We start from the raw sequence: 3,574 nt of genomic DNA, 5'->3' as shown, positions 1-3,574 counted from the left end.
ATTCAAATTTAAAAGATAGAAAAAAAGAATCAACAGCTTTAGAAATGTTACTTTTTAAAAGAGCTAGATTACTCAATTTAACAAATAGTAAAATAGAAAAACTATTAGAAGTTATTGATGAAGATAGTTTTAATAATTTAATATATGTTGGTGCTGGGAAGGCTAGAGGAGAATATGAAAGTAATGAACAGAAATTTATACATAAAGTAATGGAAGTTGTATCAAAAAATCGACATTTTAAACTTATGAAATTTACTTCTGAAGAGTCTAAAGAGGAGAGAGAAGTAGTTATTAAAAAGTTTACAGAAAAAGATATAAATGCTGTTGTAGCAATAAAGTGTTTAGACGAGGGAATAAATATTCCATCTATAGAAAGAGCGTATATTTTAGGAAGCACAAGTAATTATAGAGAGTATGTTCAAAGAAGAGGAAGAATATTAAGAAAATCAGACAACAAATCTATAGCAGAAATACATGATTTTTTAGTTGTTCCTAGAAGTTATGAAAGTTATCAACCTATTCAAGATTCTAATTTTAGTATTGAAAAGAAAATGGTTGAGGGGGAACTAAAAAGGCTAGAAGAGTACAATTCTTTGGCTTTAAATAAATATAGAAATGAAAGTAAATTAAGAAATTTAAAAGAATTTTATGGAATATAAGGAGAGAAAAGATGAGTACGAAATCAAAAGGACAAGAGTTTTTTGAAAGCTTAAGTGAAGTTGAGCAGCAAACAATTATTACAATTATTAAATTAGAGAATGATCCAGACAGATTAAAAGTCGGTACTAGTATAGTCTTAGAGAGAAAAATAAAGGATATAATTATAAAAAATGCAGTGGAGTTGAATGACAATGATATTTAAGAGCATAATATTAGAAAACTTTAGACCGTATTATGGGAAAATAAAGATAGAATTTTGTAGTGGAGAAAAGAATATAACACTTTTAAAGGCAGAGAATGGTTCTGGAAAAACAACTCTTTTAGAAGCGATAAGATGGGGATTGTATGGCGGAAATCTAGATTTAACATCGGGAGATCCTAAGAACTTTGGCGCAGCTAGTTTTGTAAATAAAAAATATTTAGAAGAGAATAGAAAAGTATGTTCAGCAAAAGTAGTTCTAAATATAATAGGAAAAGTTTCAGAGGATAGCATTGAGCAAGAGTATAAAATAACAAGAGAAGTAAGCTTTGAAAATGATATGTTTAAAGGAATTAGAGTGAGTATAGAATCTAGAGATGGAAAAACAACTGGCGATATCTCTGAAATCCATTGTCAAGAAATAATAAATAGATTATTACCTAAAGAAATAAATTTTTTTGTTGATGGAGAGAGATTAAATAAAATATCTCCAGAAAAAGATACAAAAAAAAGTATACAAAAAGAAAATGCTCAAGTTATAAGAGAATCTATTAATAGGATTTTAGGAATAAAAAGTTTAGAAAATGCAATATTAGATACGTCAAAAGTATTTAACCAACTTGAGAAGGACTATTATGAGAGCAGTCAATCAAATAAGGATATAGTAAAATTACAAGAGAAAATAAATGAGCTTGAAAATAAAAAAAATATTAAATTAAATGAAAAATTTGAAAAAGAGAGAGAAATAGAATCTTTAGATGAACAAAAAGAAGAGATAAATAATCAGATTGATGATATTTTACAAGTAATTAAAGAAGATGAGAAAAATAAAGAAAGAGTTAATTTTTTAGAAAATGAAGAACAAAAATTAATTAAATTAATTGATGAGAAGAAAAAGATGTATGATTTATTTTTATCAGTAAAAGGTGTTGAAATAATATCCTCAAAAATATTAAAAAATGGATTTAAAATAATAGAAGAAAAAAAAGCTAAGGGTGAAATTCCATCAAGATATGAAAAAGAGTTTTTAGAAGAGTTAATAGGATTAAAAGAGTGTATCTGTGGAGCTTCATTAGCTAGTCATACAGAGAATTATATAAAAATAATGGAGAAGTTAGAAAGTGCAGCATCGAAAGAAAGTCGTGAAAAGGTAAGCGAAGTTTATTTTATGTTAAAAAATACAGATAAAAGAAATTTTTTACAAGATGTAAATAGTATAAAAATGGAGCTTTATAAAACTGAAGATAGAATAACTCATCTTCAAGATGAATTAAATATCCTAGTAAAAGATGTTAATAAAGATTTATTAAACAAACTTCAAAAATTGAAAGAAGGATTAGTTAAAAAAGATGAAGAAAAAAATATTTTAAATAGAAGTATTGGTTCTTTAGAAATAGAGTTAGAAGAAATTGAAAAAAAATTAAATTCTGTTAGAATTGAAAAAATTGAAGCAGATAAAAAAAATATAAAGTCAATAAAAGAAAGAATAAATAGAGATTTTGCTGAAAGAATATTATTAAGTCTTGAAACTCTAAAAAAGCACAAGGAAGCTCAAGGTAGAGAAGGATTGATGTTAAAAATAGAAGAAGTTTATTCGAAAATAAACAAAAAAGGATATAAAGCTGAACTTACAGAAAATTTTGAATTTAAAGTTTTTGATACTGATGGAAAAGAAGCAGGAACATCAGGAGGAGAAGGTAAGAATAAAGCTCTTGGATTTATAGGCGGTTTAGTTTATTATGCGAAAGAGTTGAATAGAGAAAAAAATAAATCAGCATTAGATTTTAATGGTGGAATATATCCATTGGTATTGGATTCACCATATGGTGATTTAGATAGTGAATATAGAGTAGATGTTACAAAAATGTTACCAGTTTTATCAGAGCAAGTTATAGTTATGGTTTCATCGGGGCAATGGAATGATTCTATGGAGAATGTTGTAAAAAATAATATAGGAAAAAAATATGTTCTAGAAAATCAAAGAAGGGTAGGATCAGATAAAAGATTTGATGTAACAATAGTAAGAGAGGAGATTTAAGATGGAAGAGTTGCTTCAAGGGGAATTAAGAAAAAGAAGAGAAGTAGTTAATGAGTTATCAGGATTTGGACATGAAAAAAAATATGATGAGATATATAATGAACTAACAAAACAAGTAGGGTTTGGTTTTTTTGAAACTAAAAAAGATTTATTGATATTAGCTGGAATGATAGGATTTAATTTGTACTCAAATATGCCTCAAACTATTGAAAAATGCGTTTTAGAAAAAAAGGATTTTAGAACTTTATCTCCAGTTGATTTCAGTGAGTATTATCATTTAATTTATGCAGTTGCCTTATCTTTAAATAATAGTATTGAAGATATTTTAGATAATAAAAGAGTTGTGGATATATTTAATAAGTGTGCTAGTTTGGGTATAAATAAGTTATATGAAATATTAAAGAAAGATGGAGAAGGATATATAAGAAATTTTGAAGATTTTTTAGAAAATCCAGAAGAATTTTTAGAAAATATGTATGATGGAAAAAGAGAAGAAAGAGAAGTAAATGAAGCGTTGAAAATAATAGGTGCAATTTAGGGGGAATAAGTGAAAGTAAAAAAATTAAAAGAAATATTCCAAGATGAAGATGAAGGTAGAATAGTTCTACCAAATTTTCAAAGAGATTTTGTTTGGGATACAAAACAGCAAAAAGAGTTGCTAGCAACATTTTTAGTAG

The 3,574-nt window shown here is 26.3% G+C and carries 5 protein-coding genes; all 5 read left to right on the top strand.

The features are described 5' to 3' along the window. On the top strand, positions 1-659 hold a 659-nt coding region (locus tag ACRDDY_RS01430), incomplete at its 5' end, for a helicase-related protein (protein ID WP_438563185.1). Between the two features lie 11 nt (positions 660-670). Beyond that, the gene (locus tag ACRDDY_RS01425) at positions 671-862 is read left to right on the top strand and encodes a hypothetical protein (RefSeq protein ID WP_438563184.1); all 192 of its coding nucleotides are present in this window, start codon (positions 671-673) and stop codon (positions 860-862) included. Then, a complete protein-coding gene (locus ACRDDY_RS01420; RefSeq protein ID WP_438563183.1) occupies positions 852-2,897 on the top strand; it encodes an AAA family ATPase in 2,046 nt (681 codons plus the stop codon). Before ACRDDY_RS01425 ends, ACRDDY_RS01420 begins: the two co-directional genes overlap by 11 nt. 1 nt (position 2,898) lies before the next feature. Continuing rightward, the gene (locus ACRDDY_RS01415) at positions 2,899-3,435 is read left to right on the top strand and encodes a hypothetical protein (RefSeq protein ID WP_438563182.1); all 537 of its coding nucleotides are present in this window, start codon (positions 2,899-2,901) and stop codon (positions 3,433-3,435) included. 9 nt (positions 3,436-3,444) lie between these two features. After that, the coding region (locus ACRDDY_RS01410; RefSeq protein WP_438563186.1) for a DUF262 domain-containing protein at positions 3,445-3,574 on the top strand (130 nt) is incomplete at its 3' end.

The sequence above is a fragment of the Clostridium sp. genome (genome assembly GCF_051656525.1).
Taxonomy (GTDB): Bacteria; Bacillota; Clostridia; order Clostridiales; family Clostridiaceae; genus Clostridium.
Note: the sequence above shows the minus strand (reverse complement) of the source record. Positions and strands in the feature narration are given on the sequence as shown.

Coding starts and splice junctions, on each gene's coding strand:
- ACRDDY_RS01425 (WP_438563184.1), top strand. CDS start 671: ATGAGTACGAAATCAAAAGGACAAGAGTTTTTTGAAAGCTTAAGTGAA.
- ACRDDY_RS01420 (WP_438563183.1), top strand. CDS start 852: ATGATATTTAAGAGCATAATATTAGAAAACTTTAGACCGTATTATGGG.
- ACRDDY_RS01415 (WP_438563182.1), top strand. CDS start 2,899: ATGGAAGAGTTGCTTCAAGGGGAATTAAGAAAAAGAAGAGAAGTAGTT.